At 65.2% G+C, this 16,558-nt stretch carries 17 protein-coding genes; 8 read left to right on the forward strand and 9 right to left on the reverse strand.

Annotated elements, in window-relative coordinates; translation table 11 throughout:
- The 4 genes from H0193_RS11980 to H0193_RS11995 form a co-directional block, all read right to left on the reverse strand.
- A partial coding sequence (locus tag H0193_RS11980; protein ID WP_181890140.1) for a hypothetical protein occupies window positions 1–278 on the reverse strand: 278 nt, incomplete at its 3' end.
- 15 nt (window positions 279–293) lie between these two features.
- Window positions 294–1,829, reverse strand: coding sequence for a bifunctional phosphoribosylaminoimidazolecarboxamide formyltransferase/IMP cyclohydrolase (gene purH / locus H0193_RS11985; RefSeq protein WP_181890141.1), 1,536 nt, complete (start codon window positions 1,827–1,829; stop codon window positions 294–296).
- Window positions 1,822–2,406 (reverse strand): phosphoribosylglycinamide formyltransferase, encoded by a 585-nt coding sequence (purN, locus tag H0193_RS11990; RefSeq protein WP_239307342.1) that lies wholly within the window; start codon window positions 2,404–2,406, stop codon window positions 1,822–1,824. Before purN ends, purH begins: the two co-directional genes overlap by 8 nt.
- A gap of 10 nt (window positions 2,407–2,416) precedes the next feature.
- Window positions 2,417–3,652 (reverse strand): cell division protein PerM, encoded by a 1,236-nt coding sequence (locus H0193_RS11995; RefSeq protein WP_181890142.1) that lies wholly within the window; start codon window positions 3,650–3,652, stop codon window positions 2,417–2,419.
- Window positions 3,653–3,950: 298 nt separating this feature from the next.
- Here H0193_RS11995 and H0193_RS12000 point away from each other — a divergent pair, with 298 nt between their 5' ends.
- On the forward strand, window positions 3,951–4,691 hold the full coding sequence (locus tag H0193_RS12000; protein ID WP_181890143.1) for a M23 family metallopeptidase: 741 nt from the start codon (window positions 3,951–3,953) through the stop codon (window positions 4,689–4,691).
- 309 nt (window positions 4,692–5,000) lie between these two features.
- Window positions 5,001–5,699: a M23 family metallopeptidase gene (locus H0193_RS12005; protein ID WP_181890144.1), complete on the forward strand. Its 699-nt coding sequence runs from the start codon at window positions 5,001–5,003 to the stop codon at window positions 5,697–5,699.
- A 4-nt stretch (window positions 5,700–5,703) separates the two neighbouring features.
- On the opposite strand, the gene pcrA is transcribed toward H0193_RS12005, so the two are convergent.
- Window positions 5,704–8,145 (reverse strand): DNA helicase PcrA, encoded by a 2,442-nt coding sequence (gene pcrA, locus H0193_RS12010; protein ID WP_420838859.1) that lies wholly within the window; start codon window positions 8,143–8,145, stop codon window positions 5,704–5,706.
- Here pcrA and H0193_RS12015 point away from each other — a divergent pair.
- Entirely contained in the window at window positions 8,084–8,377 is a 294-nt protein-coding gene (locus H0193_RS12015; protein ID WP_181890146.1) for a chorismate mutase, read from the forward strand. The genes pcrA and H0193_RS12015 overlap by 62 nt on opposite strands.
- A 10-nt stretch (window positions 8,378–8,387) precedes the next feature.
- Here the strand turns inward: H0193_RS12015 and H0193_RS12020 are convergent, their stop codons facing one another.
- Entirely contained in the window at window positions 8,388–8,717 is a 330-nt protein-coding gene (locus H0193_RS12020) for an antibiotic biosynthesis monooxygenase family protein (protein WP_181890147.1), read from the reverse strand.
- A 110-nt stretch (window positions 8,718–8,827) separates the two neighbouring features.
- Between H0193_RS12020 and pgi the strand changes: the two genes are divergently transcribed.
- The 3 genes from pgi to H0193_RS12035 are packed head-to-tail and all read left to right on the forward strand — an operon-like array spanning window position 8,828 to window position 12,597.
- Window positions 8,828–10,465 (forward strand): glucose-6-phosphate isomerase, encoded by a 1,638-nt coding sequence (pgi, locus tag H0193_RS12025; protein WP_181890148.1) that lies wholly within the window; start codon window positions 8,828–8,830, stop codon window positions 10,463–10,465.
- Window positions 10,465–11,952 (forward strand): glutamate-cysteine ligase family protein, encoded by a 1,488-nt coding sequence (locus H0193_RS12030; protein ID WP_181890149.1) that lies wholly within the window; start codon window positions 10,465–10,467, stop codon window positions 11,950–11,952. Before pgi ends, H0193_RS12030 begins: the two co-directional genes overlap by 1 nt.
- Window positions 11,953–11,967: 15 nt before the next feature.
- Window positions 11,968–12,597: a DedA family protein gene (locus H0193_RS12035; RefSeq protein ID WP_181890150.1), complete on the forward strand. Its 630-nt coding sequence runs from the start codon at window positions 11,968–11,970 to the stop codon at window positions 12,595–12,597.
- Window positions 12,598–12,650: 53 nt separating this feature from the next.
- On the opposite strand, the gene H0193_RS12040 is transcribed toward H0193_RS12035, so the two are convergent.
- The 3 genes from H0193_RS12040 to H0193_RS12050 are packed head-to-tail and all read right to left on the reverse strand — an operon-like array spanning window position 12,651 to window position 14,643.
- Window positions 12,651–12,899 carry a hypothetical protein gene (locus H0193_RS12040; protein ID WP_181890151.1) on the reverse strand — a complete coding sequence of 83 codons (249 nt, stop codon included), beginning with the start codon at window positions 12,897–12,899 and terminating at the stop codon, window positions 12,651–12,653.
- Between the two features lie 5 nt (window positions 12,900–12,904).
- Window positions 12,905–13,807, reverse strand: a complete 903-nt coding sequence (locus tag H0193_RS12045) for a hypothetical protein (protein ID WP_181890152.1) — start codon at window positions 13,805–13,807, stop codon at window positions 12,905–12,907.
- Window positions 13,807–14,643, reverse strand: coding sequence for a DNA-formamidopyrimidine glycosylase family protein (locus tag H0193_RS12050; protein WP_181890153.1), 837 nt, complete (start codon window positions 14,641–14,643; stop codon window positions 13,807–13,809). Before H0193_RS12050 ends, H0193_RS12045 begins: the two co-directional genes overlap by 1 nt.
- A gap of 10 nt (window positions 14,644–14,653) precedes the next feature.
- Between H0193_RS12050 and H0193_RS12055 the strand changes: the two genes are divergently transcribed.
- Both H0193_RS12055 and H0193_RS12060 read left to right on the forward strand, forming a co-directional pair.
- Entirely contained in the window at window positions 14,654–14,893 is a 240-nt protein-coding gene (locus tag H0193_RS12055; RefSeq protein ID WP_181890154.1) for a hypothetical protein, read from the forward strand.
- Between the two features lie 89 nt (window positions 14,894–14,982).
- The gene (locus H0193_RS12060) at window positions 14,983–16,551 is read left to right on the forward strand and encodes an HNH endonuclease signature motif containing protein (RefSeq protein ID WP_181890155.1); all 1,569 of its coding nucleotides are present in this window, start codon (window positions 14,983–14,985) and stop codon (window positions 16,549–16,551) included.
- The last annotated feature ends 7 nt before the right edge of the window (window positions 16,552–16,558 follow it).

Raw genomic sequence — 16,558 nt, forward strand, 5'->3', positions numbered from 1 at the left:
ACCGCCTTGTGGCGTCCCACCACGTCCGCCACAAGGCGGTCCAGCTGCGCCTGGACGTCCACTGCGGGCGCGACGTGCTGCGCCTTGCCGGGCTTCGGGGTGGTCAGCGGCAGCGGCAGGCGGATCGCGTTTTTCACCTGCGGCGGCAGCTGGTTGTAGGCCTGCACGATTGGCTGGCCGATCACGGGAATCTGGTCGATCGCCGTGTAAGTCGGCACCGACGACATGGGGAATGCCAGGCCCGCGGTCAGGGCCAGGGCTGCAACTTTGGAGGGCACGGGAAACGAGTCTTTCTAGTGGGCGAAGTGGCGGGTGCCGGTCAGATACATGGTCACGCCGGCGGCCTCGGCGGCGGCGATGACTTCCTCGTCGCGGATGGAGCCGCCGGGCTGCACCACGGCCTTCACACCGGAGTCCGCCAGCAGCTGGAACCCGTCCGCGAACGGGAAGAACGCGTCGGAGGCGGCCACGGCGCCGTTGGTGCGGTTGCGGCCCTCGTCGAGGGTGTTGGCGCGGTCCACGGCGAGCTTCGCGGAGTCCACACGGTTGACCTGGCCCATGCCGATGCCGACAGACGCCCCCTCGGACGCAATCAGGATTGCATTCGACTTCACGCAGCGCACCGCGCGCCACGCGAATTCGAGGTCGGCCAGTGTCTGCTCGTCGGCCGCCTCGCCGGCGGCGAGGGTCCAGTTGGCGGCGTTATCGCCGTCGGCCTGGAAACGGTCGCGCTCCTGCACGAGCCATCCGCCGGCGATCTGCTTGCGCTCCTCGCCCGGCTGCTTCGGCTCGACCTCGAGGATGCGCAGGTTCTTCTTCGTCTGCAGCAGCTCAAGCGCGTCCGCTGCGTAGGACGGCGCGACGACAACCTCGGTGAAGATCGGCTTGATCTGCTCCGCCAGCTCCAGGGTGACCTCGCGGTTGCAGGCGATCACGCCGCCGTAGGCGGACACCGGGTCGCAGGCGTGGGCCTTCTTGTGCGCGTCCGCGATCGAGGTGTCGGACACTGCCACGCCGCACGGGTTGGCGTGCTTGATGATTGCCACGCACGGGCGCTCGTGGTCCCAGGCGGCGCGCCATGCGGCGTCAGCATCCTGGTAGTTGTTGTAGCTCATCTCCTTGCCGCCGTGCTGGGTGGCGGCGGCCAGACCCCAGCCCTCGTTTTCCAGGCGTGCGGCCTGGTGCGGGTTCTCGCCGTAACGCAGGGTGGTGGTCTTGCCGGCGCCGGAGGCGTCCGCGCCGAGCTGGTTGGACAGCCAGGAGGAGACCGCGGCGTCGTAAAGCGCAGTGTGCGTAAACGCCTCCAGCGCAAGCTGCTTGCGCTGGTCAAGGTTGAAGCCGCCGCCCTTGACCGCCTCTGCGACCTCGCCGTAGCGCGCGGGCGAGGTGACCACTGCGACCGACGGGTGGTTCTTCGCCGCGGCGCGGACCATGGACGGCCCACCGATGTCGATCTGCTCGACGCACTCGTCGAAAGTAGCGCCGGAGGCCACAGTCTCCTCGAACGGGTAGAGGTTGACCACGACGAGATCGAACGGCTCGATGCCCAGCTCCTGCAGCTGGTCTACGTGGCTGTTCTTGCGCAGGTCCGCGAGGATGCCGGAGTGCACGCGCGGGTGCAGCGTCTTCACGCGGCCGTCGAGCACCTCCGGGAAGCCGGTCACGTCCGCACCCTCGGTGACCGCCACACCCGCGTCAGCGATGCGCTTCGCGGTGGAGCCGGTGGAGACGATCTCCACGCCCGCCTGGCCGAGCGCGCGGGCGAGCTCCTCCAGCCCGGTCTTGTCGTAGACGCTGATCAGAGCGCGCTTAATTTCCCGCTTAGACATTGAAGACAGCCTTTCCATTGACAATTTCGACGTTGTGCAGCAGATGAACGATCTGCTCGCGCTCCACCTTCTTGATGCGTTCGTGGAGCTCGGACTCTGTGTCCCCCGCCTCAACCTCGACAGGGCGCTGGGCGATGATCTCGCCGCTGTCCAGGCCGGCATCCACGTAGTGCACGGTGCAGCCAGTGACTTTCACGCCGTGCTCCAGCGCGTCGCGCACCGCGTGCGCGCCCGGGAACGAGGGAAGAAGCGACGGGTGAGTGTTGATCGTGCGCCCCTCGAACTCCCGGACAAAGGCCGGGCCGAGCAGCCGCATGAAGCCGGCGGAAACCACCAAGTCCGGCTCGACGGAGGCCACAGCGGCCACCATTTTGTCGTTCCAGGCGTTGCGGTTGGTTTCCATCGGCACCACGGCGGTGCGAATGCCGGCATTTTTGGCGCGTTGCAGTGCCGGACAAATTTGATCCGCCACCACGAGGTCGACGCGGTAGCGGTTCTCCTGGTTGTCGATGATCGCTTTCAACAGGGTGCCGGTGCCCGACGCGAGGACGGCCACCGATTTCGCAGAGTCACTCACGGGTTCAAGTCTAACTACCGCTGCGCGCCGACGCGCGTTGCCTCACCAGCGCGACTCCGCGCACCAGTGCGCCCGTGAGGGCAACCCAGATAAACAGCGACAACGCCAACGCGAACGGATCCGCGCCGACGAGCCCGTACGCTCCGGCACCACCGGAAGAGAAGATGCCCAGCACCGCCCCCATAAGCGCCGCCCACGTTGCGGTCGCGGCGACGCCTTCGAGGCTCAGTGGCTTAACGACGAACGCGTGCGCCAGCACCGCCGCCGGCACGATGAGCAGCACCGGCGCCCACTGGGGCATTTCTGCGGGGATCGCGGCGAACAGCGGCAGGGGCGGGTATGCCACGTTGGAGGTGGCGAACAGGCTCACGCCCGCGCCCGCGGCCTCAAAGCTGCCGCCGAGGAGCACCGCGAGCTGGGCGACCGCCGCGTTGGGCAGATACAGCAGACTCAGCACCACCAGGGCGATGCCCCCGCCGACGCCGAGCTGCGGGAACTGGGAGACAAGCTCACCGACGCGCCCGTAGCCGAAGGCGAGCGCAATAAGGAAGACCACCGCGGCCGCGGCGAGCAGGCGGAGAATGAGATTCGCCGCTTGTGCCCCTGTGTCCACCGCCACGGACGGAATGCCGCTGCGCTTGGCCAGCGCGTGCCACACAACGCGACGCACGCCGACGACGAAGCCGAGAAGGTGCACGATCAGCGGGTACACAAACGCGGCAACCACAGGCGGGGTGGCCACCGGGTACACGTGCGAGGCGTCGAAGACCATGAACAGCGCGATGCCGCTGACCAGCAGCGGCAAGCCGAGCGAGAGCCCGAGGAGGGTGAGCAGATCCAGAACGCTCACGCGGCCGGCGGTGGCCTTGCGCACCTGCACCGCCACCACTGCGGCCACGCCAACGGCGGGCAAAAGGGGCATGGCGGTCAGCGAGACGCCGTCGATAAGCAACGGCACCCCGTGGAGCGCGAACCATGCCTCGCCGAGAGCCCCGGGGAAGTACGTCAGGCTCCAACCTGCAATGAGGATGACCGCGAAGCACAACGCGACGATGCCGAGCACCAGCGCCAAGTTCGGCACGAGCGCGTACGGCAGGTAGTGGCGCACACGTTCTTTCGCCGTGGCGGGCATTTTGCCGCTGTCCGCGGGGCGCTTGATGCCCGTGATCTTCCGCAGGGATGCGCCCTTGCGGCGCTGGCGGCGCGCATCCGCCTGGCGGGGCCTTTGGTTGGGTGTGGTGCTCATCGCGTCCTACTCTGCCACCCCAGCCACAAAGGCCACCACAGTGACACCCTGGCCGCGGGCTGCGGCGCACTCCGAAATGCGCCCTGGGCCGCCCGCAACGCGCGGGCGTGGCGCACATCTCCCGCACGGTGGGTGTGTAACATTCCCCCGAATAGACGCGATTTAAGAGTATTTTCAGATTTCATCTTGCTCCGACGAAACCAATTCGTTACAGTAGCCTCTCGTAGATAACAGGAAGGTCACGATTCCGCGGTGAGCAGCGGAACCCACGGCCAACGGAAGATCTCAAAGAGGGCTCATGTTCAACTCCACGAAGCAGGGCGGCAAGCACCGCAAGCAGTCCCCCAACAAGGGGCGCGTTGCCGTCGTCGCAGCAGCCACTGGCGCTGTGTCCACCGCTGGTTTCTCCGGCCTGGTCGCCGGTGCCCTCACCAGCAACCAGGACGCCGAGCAGGGACAGAACATCAAGCTCGCCGCAGACGCCGACGAGCTCCAGAGCGCCGATCCGGGAGTGGACGAGGCTTCCGCCGAGGAGACCCCGCAGATCCTCTCCATCGCCGAATACAAGCCGGTGGAGAACCTCACCGAGCAGCTGGACAAGGCTATCCAGCACTCCGACGAGGTTGCCCGCCTGGACGAAGCCGCCCGCGCGCCGCTGTTTACTAAGCCGGCCGAGGGTGCCTTCACCTCGGGCTTTGGTATGCGCTGGGGCTCGATGCACAACGGCGTCGACATCGCCAACACCCCGGGCACCCCGATCCGCGCAGTTGCCGCTGGCACCGTGATCGACTCCGGCCCGGCGCAGGGCTTCGGCAACTGGATCCGCATCCGCCACGAGGACGGCTCCATCTCCGTTTACGGCCACATGCAGTCCCTCTACGTCGCCGTCGGCGAGGTTGTGCAGCCCGGTCAGCTCATCGCCGGCATGGGCAGCGAGGGCTTCTCCACCGGCTCCCACCTCCACTTTGAGATCTGGCCTGACGGCGCCAGCCCGTCGGACCCTGCCCCCTGGCTGGCAGCCCGAGGCATTAACCTCTAACGCGCTTTTCCGCCCTCTCACGGGGCCGCCCGCGCCATTGTGGCGCGCGGGCGGCCCCGTTTTTTGATCGCCCTTCTACTGGACGGGGGTAAAGCACCCACCCCCGCAGCCCATTACCATGCGTAACAATTTTCACACCAGCAACACGCCGGATGAGCTGGACGGACATCCGGGATAACGCGGAAATTCGAACAAACGTGCACGTCACAGCATTGCCAGGGCTCATTTCGCCGGTTAGATTCTCTGCCTGTGTGCGTGGCCGAGACCGCGCCTAGCCCTCTACAGAGTTAGAAAAGGTATCCCCCAAACATGAACCGACGTCTCACTTCGAGCATCGCAGCCGTCTCGGCCGCAGCGGCAATGGCGCTCACCCTGGCGCCCGCGCCCGCTACTGCCCTGACCGTCACCGTGGGCGGCGCAACCATCTCCGACGCGGGCCAAGCTGTGGGCGCAGTAGCGAAAGCCGCAGGCGCCATCAAGGAAAGCGGCGCGACGATTACCGCAGGCGACTACAAGATCGTCTACGACCCCCGCGCTCTCGAGGCTCCGCTCGCCGCCGCGTTCGCTCCAGCAAAGGGCAGCGACTGGGTGGCGCCGCAGCGCGGTCGCACCGCCGACGGCCGCACCGTGGTCACCCCGGCATCCGGCCGCTTCACCTCAGGCTTCGGCCCGCGCTGGGGCACCGTGCACCAGGGCATCGACATTGCCAATGACCTGGGCACCCCGATCTACTCCGTCATGGACGGCACCGTCATCTCCGCAGGCCCGGCGCGCGGCTTCGGCAACTGGGTCGTAATTAAGCACGACGGCGGCGAGGTGTCCGTCTACGGCCACATGCGCTACTACGACGTCTCCGTGGGCCAGCGCGTCACCGCCGGGCAGAAGATCGCCTCCATCGGTAGCGAGGGCCAATCCACCGGCCCGCACCTCCACTTCGAGATCAAGCCGGACGGCGTGAACCAGGTGGACCCGGTGCCGTGGTTCGCCGCCCAAGGCATCAAGATCTAGCGGGCTAGAGCTTCTCCATGGGCACGCCGCCGATCGTCATCAGACGGACGGTGCCCGAGGAGCCGAAGTCAATCGTCACCGTTTCCCGCACGCCCGAGCCCTCTACCGCCATCACGGTGCCGAGCCCGTACTTGGCGTGATTGACCCGGTCCCCCACCGCCAAGTTGAGGTTCTTGTGCACCTTCGTGCCGGACCCGCCCCGGCGGGATCGGGCCGGCGGGCGGGAGCGGGTGGGCGCGCCCCACGCGTCAGAACTGAATGAGCGCTCCGGTTCCAACCGGCGCCAGTCGATGAGGTCCTCCGGGACCTCTGCGAGGAAGCGGCTGGCAGGGTTGGTCACCGGAGAGCCCCAGGAAGCGCGCAGGATCGCACGCGTCAGGTAGAGCTGCTCCTTGGCGCGGGTGATGCCCACGTACGCCAAGCGGCGCTCCTCGGCGAGCTCCGCCGGATCCCCCAGCGCCCGCAGGTGCGGGAACTGCCCGTCCTCCCACCCGGTGACGAACACCACCGGGAACTCCAGGCCCTTCGCCGTGTGCAGCGTCATCAACGTGACCACGCCTTGCTCGTGCTCCGGCAGCTGGTCCGCGTCCGCCACCAGGGAGACCTTCTCCAAAAACGCCTGCAGGGACCCCGGCGCGGGCTCACCTTCCTGCATCACCTCGTTGAGCTCCTCATCGGTCATGTACGCCACCTGGTTGGCTGCTTCGGAGGAGAACTCCCGGGCCACAGAGACCAGCTCGTTGAGGTTGTCCAGGCGCGCGCCGTCCTGCGGGTCGTTCGATGCCTCCAGCTCGGCGCGGTAGCCCGTGTCGTCCAACACGCGGGTGATCAGCGCGCCCAGGTCCGGCATGCCCGTGACCTCGTTGCGCATCGCCGGCATGTCGTCGCGGATCTGGCGGATCATCTCCACAAAGCGCGTGATCGAGTTCGTGGCGGCTTTTGCCAGCATGTCGACGTTGCCGGAGGTGGCGTCGACAAGCGAGCGCCCGAAGCTTTGGTTGTTGTTCTCCGCGTGCAGCGCCACCATCGCCTGGGCCTTGTCGCCGATGCCGCGCTTGGGCACGTTGACGATGCGGCGCATGCTCACCGTGTCGTCCGGGTTCTCCAAGACCTTGAGGTAGGCGACGATGTCGCGGATTTCGCGCCGCTCGTAGAAGCGCGTGCCGCCGACGACCTTGTACGGGATGCCGGAGCGGATGAAGATGTCCTCGAGCGCGCGCGAAGCGTTGTTGGTGCGGTACATCACCGCCATGTCCGAGTACGGCACTCCCCTGTCGGCCAGGGAGTCAATCTCGGAGGCGATGAAGCGCGCCTCGTCGTGCTCGTTGTCCGCGACGTAGCCGACGATCTTCTCGCCGGAGCCCTGGTCCGTCCACAGCTTCTTCGGGCGGCGGCCCTCGTTCTGCGCGATCACCGCGTTCGCCGCGCCCAAGATGTTCTGCGTGGAGCGGTAGTTCTGCTCCAGCATGATCGTGGTGGCGTTCGGGTAGTCGCGCTCAAACTCCTCGATGTTGCGGATGGTCGCGCCACGGAAGGCGTAAATGGACTGGTCCGAGTCGCCCACCACCGCCAGCTCCGGCGCATCCGGACCGTCGCCGACAAGGGTGTGGATGAGCTCGTACTGGGCGTGGTTGGTGTCCTGGTACTCGTCCACCAGCACGTGGCGGAAGCGGCGGCGGTAGTAGTCCGTGACCTGGGGGTGCTCCTTGAAAATGCGCACGACCTCGCCGATGAGGTCGTCGAAGTCCAGCGCGTTGGACTGGCGCAGGCGGCGCTGGTACTCCACGTACACCTTGGCCACCGTGGTCTCGAACGGGTTGTGGGTGCGCTCGGCGTTTGCCAGCGCCGTCTCCGGGCCAATCAGCTCGTTTTTCAGATTCGAGATCCCGTTGGCCAGGGTGCGGGGCGTGAACTTCTTCAAATCCAGGTTGAAGTCCTTGGCAATCATGCCCAAAAGGCGGCGCGAATCATCCGAGTCGTAGATGGTGAAGTTGGTGTTCAGCCCCGGCACCAGCTGGGCCTGCTGGCGCAGGATGCGCACGCACACTGAGTGGAAGGTGGCCACCCACATCCGCTCCGCCTCCGGGCCGACCAGCTGGCCCACGCGCTCCTTCATCTCCGCGGCGGCCTTGTTGGTGAAGGTGATGGCCAAGATCTGCCACGGCGCCACACCGCGGTTGTGCAGCAGATAGGCAATGCGGCGGGTGAGCACCGCGGTCTTGCCGGAACCCGCGCCCGCGACGATGAGCAGCGGGCTGCCTTCATGGACGACGGCGGCCTGCTGCTGCGGATTCAAACCCAGGGTCAGATCAGTCATGGCCGTAACTGTACTAACGCCTCCGACACGACCCGCGCGGGTGTTCGAACTGGCATAATAAACAGCCATGAGCGAGCTTGAAATCCGCATGCCTTCCGGCACAGACGACCCACTCTCGGACGCGGAGATTCAGGCGTACCGCAAAGAGATCGACCGGCTGGACCGCGTGATCCTCGACGCGGTGAAGCGCCGCAGTGAGATCTCCAAAGCCATCGGCAAGACCCGCATGGGCTCCGGCGGCACCCGCCTAGTGCACACGCGCGAGGTCGCCATAATCAACCAGTTCCGCGACGAACTGGGCGAGGAAGGACCCGGCCTGGCACAGATCCTGCTGCGCCTCGGCCGAGGAAAGCTGGGTTAATCCTGCACCGCTAGTCCTGCTCCAGCGAGTCGAGCACGACCTCGAACTCCAGCAGGTCCGCGGACTGCGAGACCGGCTTGCGGGGCTTGTCACTATCAGCGTCCTTCGACTCGCCGTGCCCGGCGCGGCCCGCGCCTTCCCACCACGCGTTGTAGGACTCCTCGTCCGCCCAGCGGGTGACCACGAAGTAGCGGTCCTCGCCCTTGACCGGACGCAGCAGCTGGAAACCCTGGAAGCCGGGGTGGCCGTCGATGGAGTGCTTGCGGGCGGCAAACCGGCGCTCCAGCTCCTCGCCGGCACCCTCGGGGACGGTGATCGCGTTGATTTTCACAATGGACATGGTCGCCATTATCCACACTCCCCCGCTCCGCGGACGCGCGCAGCGCGTTTTGGCTACCGTTGATCCAGGACAACCTAACCGCAACCTGGACCGCCACCTGGGAGGCTGACATGCACGACATCACGTCCACCGAAAGCTGGGGCAAGCTGGAAAAACTCCACGCGGAAAAGTCCCGCACCACCCTGCGGGACCTGTTCCGGGCGGACGCGCAGCGCGCGCAGCGCTACACCTTCGACGCGGCCGGGCTTCGCGTCGACCTTTCCAAAAACCTGGTGGACGGAGACGTCGCAAAGCAATTGCTCGCCTTGGCCGACGAGGCAGGCCTGAAAGACCGCATCGAGGCGATGTTTACCGGCGAGCACATCAACACCACAGAGGACCGCGCGGTGCTGCACACTGCGCTGCGCGCGCCCGAGGACACTGGGCTGGAGGTGGACGGCCAGAACGTGACCGCGGACGTGCACGCGGTGCTGAAGCAGATGCGCGAGTTCGCCTCCAAGCTGCGCAGCGGCGAGTGGGTGGGCCACACCGGCAAGACGATTTCCAAGGTGGTCAACATCGGCATCGGCGGCTCGGATCTGGGCCCTGCCATGGCCGCGAAGGCGCTGCGTACCTACGCTACTGCTGGCATCACCGCCGAGTTCGTCTCCAACGTGGACCCGGCGGATATGACGCGTGTGCTCGCTGAGGTGGATGCGGAAGAAACGCTGTTCATCGTCGCGTCCAAGACGTTCACCACCCAGGAGACGCTGGCCAACGCGCACGCCGCGAAGCGCTGGCTGCTCGAGCAGTTCGGCAGCGACGAATCCGCGATTGCGAAGCACTTCGTGGCTGTGTCCACCAATGCGGAAAAGGTGGCAGAGTTCGGCATCGACACCGCGAACATGTTCCCGTTCTGGGACTGGGTAGGCGGGCGCTACTCCATGGATTCCGCGATCGGGCTCAGCCTCATGGCCGTCATCGGCCCGGAGGATTTCATGCGGATGCTCGACGGCTTCCACGCCATGGACCAGCACTTCCGTGACGCTCCGTTCGAGGAGAACGTGCCTGTGCTGATGGGGCTTTTGAACATTTGGTACCGCAACTTCCACAAGGCGCAGACGCACGCGGTCCTGCCGTACTCGCAGGACCTCGCCCGCTTCCCCGCGTACCTGCAGCAGCTGACCATGGAGTCCAACGGCAAGCACACGCGTATCGACGGCGCAAGCGTTGACCACGACACCGGCGAAATCTACTTCGGTGAGCCGGGCACCAACGGCCAGCACGCGTTTTTCCAGCTGATCCACCAGGGCACCACGCTCGTGCCGGCGGACTTCATCGGCTTTGCCAAGCCCCGGACGGACCTGCCCACCGCCACCGGCGAGGGCTCCATGCACGACCTGCTCATGGGCAACTTCTTCGCGCAAACGAAGGTCATGGCTTTCGGCAAGACCCAGCAGGAGATCGAGGCCGAAGGCGTGCCGCACGCGCTGGCCCCGCACAAGGTGATGCCGGGCAACCGCCCCACCACCACGATTCTGGCCGAGGAGCTCTCCCCGTTCAGCCTGGGTGCGCTGATCGCGCTGTACGAGCACATCGTGTTCGTCGAGGCCGCGATCTGGGGCATCAACGCCTTCGACCAGTGGGGCGTGGAGCTGGGCAAGGCGCAGGCGAACGACCTGGCCGCCGCCGTCGCGGGCGAGGAAGAGCCGGACACGGGCGATTCCTCCACCGACAGCCTGATCGCCTGGTACAGGGAGCACCGCTGATGGGCGACGCCGTTTCTTCGGAGTCCTACACTCCGCGCCAGCGCACCACCTACCGGCGCCGGCTTGAAGACGAGCTGGAGCGCTTCGACCGCCACCTCCAGGACGCGGACTTCGTGGACCACGGCACGATCGGGCTCGAGCTCGAGCTCAACTTGGTCGACGGCGACATGCAGCCGCACCCCAACAACCAGGCGGTGCTGGAGATACTTGGCGACGAGTACCAGTCCGAGATCGGCGCCTACAACGTGGAGATGAACCACCCGCCGCTGGGAATTGAGGGCGACGGGTTGGCGCGGCTGGCGGAGGGCGTCGAGAAGCGTCTTGCCACCGTGCGCGACGCTGCGGAGCAGGCTGGTTCGCAGCTGGCGATGATCGGCACGCTGCCGACAATGACCTCTCAGTTTCTGGACAGCGACGAATGGATGACCCAGGAAAACCGCTACGCCGGGCTGAACAACTCCATCCTGGAATCGCGCGGCGAGCTGGTGAAGATCGACCTGCGCCGCGACGAGAAGTACACCCACTACTTCGAAACCATCGCGCCTGAATCCACCTGCACCTCCATGCAGCTGCACCTGCAGGTGGCGCCCAACCGGTTCGCGGACGCGTGGAACGCCTCCCAGGCGATCGCTGGTGTGCAGGTGGCGCTGTCGGCCAACTCCCCGCTGTTCATGGGGCACAAGGTGTGGCACGAGTCGCGCATCCCCGTGTTCAAGCAGGCCATCGACACCCGCACCAAGGAGCTGATCAACCAGGGCGTGCGCCCGCGCGTGTGGTTCGGAGAACGGTGGATCACCAGCGTGTTCGACCTGTTCGAGGAAAACGTGCGCTACTTCTCTCCCCTGCTGCCCGAGGGCCGCATGGCAGCCGGCGCGCCGTTCATGAACGGCGACAACCCCGGCCTGCACTACCTCACCCTGCACAACGGCACCATCTGGCGCTGGAACCGCGCCATCTACGACCCGGCCGGCGAGCTCAGCCACATCCGCGTGGAAAACCGCCTGCTTCCCGCAGGCCCCACCGTGAAAGACATCGTGGCGGACGCTGCGTTCTACTACGGGCTGGTCAAAGCGCTGGGCGACCAGACCCGGCCGGTGTGGTCGCGCCTGAGCTTCGAGGCGGCCAACAACAACTTCCTCACCGGGGCCCGCGACGGTATCGAGGCCGAGGTGGAGTGGCCGACGCTGGGGACGGTGGCGGTGGCGGAGCTCGTCGAGAAGCATTTGCTCGAGCTCGCGCACAAAGGGCTGCGCACGCTGGACGTGGACGAGGCCTGCGCCGACGAGTACCTCGGCGTGATCGAGGGGCGCGTGCGGGCGCGGCAAAACGGTGCGACGTGGCAGCTCGCCGCGCTCGAGCGCGTGGCCGGCGGGTCGAAGGCCCTAACCACGGAGCGCGCGGACGGACTCGCGCGGGTTTTACGCCAGTACATGAAAAATTCCCAGGCAGGCGCGCCGGTGCATACTTGGACGCTCGAGGTTGAGTAGGGCAAGATAGGCCCAATGCAGAGCATCATCGACTGGATTGTGGGCCTCATGGAGACCCTCGGCGCCCCCGGCGTCGGCATCGCGATCCTCTTGGAGAACCTCTTCCCGCCCATCCCGTCCGAGGTGGTGCTGCCGCTCGCTGGCTTCACCGTCGCGCAAGGATCGCTGAACATGGTCAGCGTGTTCATCTGGTCCGTGCTGGGCTCCGTCATCGGCGCATACGTGCTCTACGGGGTCGGCGTGTGGCTCGGTCTGGAGCGGCTGCGCAAGATCGCCGACTGGATGTGGCTCGTGCGCGCCTCCGACGTGGACGCCGCGATGAACTTCTTCACCAAGTACGGCAAGCCGAGCGTGTTCTTCGGCCGCCTCATCCCCGGCGTGCGCTCGCTGATCTCCATCCCCGCCGGCCTGGGCAAGATGAACCTTTTCACCTTCGGCCTGTGGACGACCCTGGGCTCCGGCATCTGGAACGCCATCCTGATCTACCTGGGCTACGTCCTCGGCGACAACTGGGAGAAGGCCACCGAGTACGCCGACACCTACTCCAACGTGATCTACGTGGTGCTGGTGCTGATCATCCTGGGCTTTTTGGTGTTCTTCATCCGCCGTGCGGTGCGTGAAAAGAACGCGGATCCATCTGCGTAGGAAAACACAACCCCAGGCAGCCGTTCACAGATGTGACGGCTGCCTTTTACGTTCTAGGAAACCCTCTCACTTCTTGTCCAATATTCAACGAAATCAGGGAGCTCATCAACCCGGAAGTACCTGGAGTGGGTCACCTTCAAATCTTCGAGTGAGGGCGACCCGATCACCACGATTTCGACGTCAGGGTTCTCGTTGGACTGCTCCTCGTCGAGACGCTGCCTGATCGCTTCGCGAGAATCCGCGTATTCCGTGATGTGGCGCTCGCCGGTTTTCCGGTTGAACACGATGAGAAAGTGCTTCATTTTCTTCACTCGCTTTCAAGCTCGAAAGCGCTCAGGCTTTGCGATAGGTCTCGTAGTGATCGAATGAGGCTCAGAATACTCGAAGCCTGATCTCCAGCGACAGCCTCGGATCGCGACAGCGCTTCGAAAGATCTTGAACGCAACTCATGCAACCGAGGATTCAATGGAAGCCCCGGAGGTATAGTTGCAAGATTTCTCATTGAGGTCTGACTGTGCCGGTTGCTCGCAGCTCGCGTCCGCTCCATGTCGTGAATGTCACTCGCTATAGACCCGAGGTGAGCGGCGACTTCAGCAAGCTCCCTGTTTTCTGGCCGATAATTCCTTTCATAACGGATTCGACGCCCAGTCTTATCTGCCAGCTTTTCAAAAGCGTTGGCCCACTCAGACTGAAGCAAAGTCCGTAGTTGCAACTCAACGATTCCCGCGGCTGAGTCGATAATCAAGTGAAGGGCGCGGTAGCCGCCGGGCTGAGCACGCGCGATGTAGTCCCGCTCAGTGACGCGATGCCCTTCCGCGACTAGCCGTCGACGGAGCTCGTACCCCAGGTAGCGAAGATCATCGTGAAGCACGTTGGCTGTAATTCGTGCTCCCGCAAAATCCCACATCCGGCCCAACTGAACATTCGCACCCGGGTCCTTTTTCGATCTGCGGATTTTGTCACCGATAGTTGATTGTGACTTGACCCGGTAGGCGCTGACGATGTCCGGACGCTGGCCTTCTCCACCGAAAAGTTGCTTCGCAAAATCCGCGCATGATGCAGCTGTGCGCCTGGCTATCTCATCATGCCAGTAGATCATTTCTGAGGCTTCGGCGGGCATCTCCGCCCATCCCGCAAAGTACTCCCCCAGTTCGTTAATCTCCTGCTTGCTCCACGGGCGTTTCTCTTTGAAGAAATCAAAGTCAAACATCACTCCCCCTTTCGCCTCGGAATATAGCAAGGCTCAGGCTGGCACTGCGGGCACCACCAGATAACCCGCTCCAGGTCGCCCTCCCCACCGAGGAAACCCTTGGTAATTAGCGTGCCGCACCGCCTGCACGGCTTGTTGTTGCGGCCGAACACGTAACTCGTCTCCCCCGCCCGCTTGACCCCCGTGGTCACGCGGACGGGGGCGTCTTTATTCGCCCACATCAAGCGCCTCGCAAGCCGCACATGCTTCTCGACGTCCACGTCTCGCACCAATTCCGCTGGATGCGTTCCAGCCAGGAAGTTGATTTCCGCGCGGTACTCGTTGCCGATGCCGGCAAGCTTGCGCTGGTCCAGCAGGGCGCGGCCGATCTCGCGGTCGGGCTCCGCCTCGATGCGCCTGACCGCCTCATCGAGGTCGAAGTCCGGGTCCAGCAGGTCCGGGCCGAGGTAGCCCATCTCCTGTTGGTATTCCCTGGCTGGAAAGACGCGGACCAGCCCGAGCCAAAAGCCGACGAGTTCGATGTCGGCCTTTGGTTCGTCGCTAAGCGAAAGCACCACGCGGGCGGCGTGAGCGGGCTTTTTCCACCTGGTGCCGGCGCGGTGCATGGACCACGTGCCCTCCATTTTCAGGTGGGTGTGCAGGATCTGCGGCTGGTAGCCGTCTTTGGCGAACTGCATGAACAGGTGTTTGCCGTACGGCCAGACGCGCTCGCAGGTCATGCCCGTGAAGTCGACGGTGGCGTAGCGCGGGACGCGGATGCTGGTGGCTGTGACTTCGCGGTTTTGCATCCACTGCAGGCGTTTTGACAGCTGATAGACGGAATCACCTTCGGGCATAGTGGGGTCTATGTTCCAATTTCTGCGCAAAATCTTCAACACTGTCTTCAACTCCGGGCCGACGCCGGAAGAGTCGCTTGTGGGGTTCTTCCCGGACATGGACGCCGCGGTCGAGTGGGCGCGCGGGGTGCTCGCGGAGACCGGCACCGACCCCAAAGAGCAGTTTGTGCGCGCGGTGAAAGACGTGCGCGAGGCGAATCCTCGACTTGGCCTTGCGGCGGCGAATCACCTGGTGAAGCAGCTAGTTTAGAATGTTTGTTCGAATTTGAGTTTTACGTGTCGGACGCGTTGTTACATTGACACCCAACACCCGCGAAATGTTGCGGAAAGGAGGGTGTCATGAACGGAATCGCCGAGCTCGTGGACCAGGTCGCCGACGGCCTGTCGCAGTTGCGCCAGCTTCTGGACGATCCATCGGCCCTCCCCCTCGCCACCATCACCCGCGACATCGCGCGCCTCGAACGCGCGATGGATAAGAAGGCCTACGTGGACGCCGCCTTCGCGCAGGCGTGCGTGCTGGCGGACGCCGGCAAGCTGGTCGGCGCGAACCACCCGGACGCGTACCTGACCGAAAAGCTCGGCATCTCGCGCGGCGAGGCGTACAACCGCATCGCACGGGCGAAGGCGCTTTTCGATGCTCCGCCGGAGCCTCCGGAGCCTGAAGACTTCTTCTTCGAAGAGGACTGCACTGAAGATGACCGCCTTGCTGCCGAGGAGGCCGCGCGCAAGGCCGCCGAGGAGGAAGCGGAGCGCCGCCGCAAGGACCAGGAGGAGGCGCGCAAGCGTGCCGACGAGGTCCCGGCCGCCAAGCAGGACATCATCCGCCGCGAGCTGGACAAGCTGCTCAAGGCTGCCGAGGGCGAGCGGATGCGCATCTACGCCCGCGCGATGGAGCAGGCGAAATACCGCGACGAGAAGGACCTACGGCTGTTTGTGAAGCGCCTGGTCGCCGAGGCCAACAAGCCCCACGTGAAGGCGAACCCGAACGCGGGCTTTGAAAAGCGCGACGCCTCGCTGGGCAGGGAGAACGTGGACGGCACCTTCGACGTGACGCTGTCGATGACCCGCGCCGACTATGCCCTCTACAAGGCGCTCACCGACAAGGGTCTGTCGCCGAACTCCAATATCCCGGAGGAACTGCAGGGCGACCGGGACCCGCGCACGAAAGGCCAGCGCCGCTACGACCAGTACATGGCCATCCTGCGCCAGTACGAAGAAGGCCAGCAGGCTGCGAACGGCGGCGCCGCGTCGGTGGTGGTGTCCATCACGCTCGACGACCTCGCCGAGGCCGACGCCAACACCCTGTTCCAGACCAACGTCGGTGTGGAGCTCGACGCCTTCGACCTGGTCCGGCTCGGAATGGACGGCACGAGCGACTTCCTGCTCACCGTCGACGGGCTTTCCGGGGTGCCGCTGCACCTGGGCCGGTCGCGGAGGCTCGCGTCGGTGGGCCAGCGCATCGCCATGTTCGCAGTCCAGGGGGTGTGCTCCTGGGCCGGCTGCACGACCTCCATGAGCGAGTGCGAGGCCCACCACATCATCTCTTGGTTGCGGTATGGGGCGACCGACATCGAGAACCTCACCGGCCTGTGCCCCACCCACCACAGGTGCAACAACGACCGCAGGGACGGCTCGTTCAACAAGGGCTACATGGACTACGACCCCGACACCGGCGGTGCCGTTTTGGTCAAAGCCGACGGCACCCCCCACACCAACACCACGGACCCCGCCATGCACTCGGCGGTCAACCGGATCAAGGCGAAACGAGCCTCAGCGTCGGCGCCGCCACCTGTGGAAACGCACTGGCCCACCTCCCCACCGCCGGGGCGCGCGGGTCATGCTGCCCATGCGAATCAGCCAAACCACCGTCCCAATCGCCCTGGTCACCGCATGCCGATGCGGCCCTAAAAGGCAT

Source organism: Corynebacterium haematomassiliense (genome assembly GCF_013978595.1).
Taxonomy (GTDB): Bacteria; Actinomycetota; Actinomycetes; order Mycobacteriales; family Mycobacteriaceae; genus Corynebacterium; species Corynebacterium lehmanniae.

Coding starts and splice junctions, on each gene's coding strand:
- H0193_RS12030 (WP_181890149.1), top strand. CDS start 10,465: ATGGGCGACGCCGTTTCTTCGGAGTCCTACACTCCGCGCCAGCGCACC.
- H0193_RS12035 (WP_181890150.1), top strand. CDS start 11,968: ATGCAGAGCATCATCGACTGGATTGTGGGCCTCATGGAGACCCTCGGC.
- H0193_RS12040 (WP_181890151.1), bottom strand. CDS start 12,899: ATGAAGCACTTTCTCATCGTGTTCAACCGGAAAACCGGCGAGCGCCAC.
- pgi (WP_181890148.1), top strand. CDS start 8,828: ATGCACGACATCACGTCCACCGAAAGCTGGGGCAAGCTGGAAAAACTC.
- H0193_RS12050 (WP_181890153.1), bottom strand. CDS start 14,643: ATGCCCGAAGGTGATTCCGTCTATCAGCTGTCAAAACGCCTGCAGTGG.
- H0193_RS12060 (WP_181890155.1), top strand. CDS start 14,983: ATGAACGGAATCGCCGAGCTCGTGGACCAGGTCGCCGACGGCCTGTCG.
- H0193_RS12055 (WP_181890154.1), top strand. CDS start 14,654: ATGTTCCAATTTCTGCGCAAAATCTTCAACACTGTCTTCAACTCCGGG.
- H0193_RS12020 (WP_181890147.1), bottom strand. CDS start 8,717: ATGTCCATTGTGAAAATCAACGCGATCACCGTCCCCGAGGGTGCCGGC.
- H0193_RS12005 (WP_181890144.1), top strand. CDS start 5,001: ATGAACCGACGTCTCACTTCGAGCATCGCAGCCGTCTCGGCCGCAGCG.
- H0193_RS12000 (WP_181890143.1), top strand. CDS start 3,951: ATGTTCAACTCCACGAAGCAGGGCGGCAAGCACCGCAAGCAGTCCCCC.
- H0193_RS11995 (WP_181890142.1), bottom strand. CDS start 3,652: ATGAGCACCACACCCAACCAAAGGCCCCGCCAGGCGGATGCGCGCCGC.
- H0193_RS12045 (WP_181890152.1), bottom strand. CDS start 13,807: ATGTTTGACTTTGATTTCTTCAAAGAGAAACGCCCGTGGAGCAAGCAG.
- purH (WP_181890141.1), bottom strand. CDS start 1,829: ATGTCTAAGCGGGAAATTAAGCGCGCTCTGATCAGCGTCTACGACAAG.
- H0193_RS12015 (WP_181890146.1), top strand. CDS start 8,084: ATGAGCGAGCTTGAAATCCGCATGCCTTCCGGCACAGACGACCCACTC.